At 72.0% G+C, this 296-nt stretch carries 1 protein-coding gene; it reads right to left on the reverse strand.

Annotation, left to right across the window (positions count from 1 at the left end; translation table 11 throughout):
- The coding region (locus KVT44_RS55965; protein WP_217576956.1) for a helix-turn-helix domain-containing protein at window positions 1–234 on the reverse strand (234 nt) is incomplete at its 3' end.
- Window positions 235–296 lie beyond the last annotated feature (62 nt).

The raw sequence follows: 296 nt of genomic DNA on the forward strand, positions 1-296 counted from the left end.
GACGCAGACGACGGGGGAGGGGCGGCCGACGCGGTGCGAGGGGTCGGGTGCGCGCTCGACGACGAGGCCGAACGAGACGAGGGTCGCGACGAGGTCGGCGACGGTCGACCGGTTCAGTCCGGTCGACTCGGTGAGCGCGGCGCGGGACTGCGGGCCCTCGCGGTGGACGATCCCCAGGATGCTGCCGAGGTTGGCGCGCCGGACGGATTCGACGGTTCGCCCTTGCTCGGTCACGGACCCACCATAGCCATCACGTGGGGTTTGTGGCGGCGGCGCGCCTGGTATACGTTGCTGCT

Source organism: Streptomyces sp. GbtcB7 (genome assembly GCF_019091445.1).
Taxonomy (GTDB): Bacteria; Actinomycetota; Actinomycetes; order Streptomycetales; family Streptomycetaceae; genus Streptomyces; species Streptomyces mirabilis.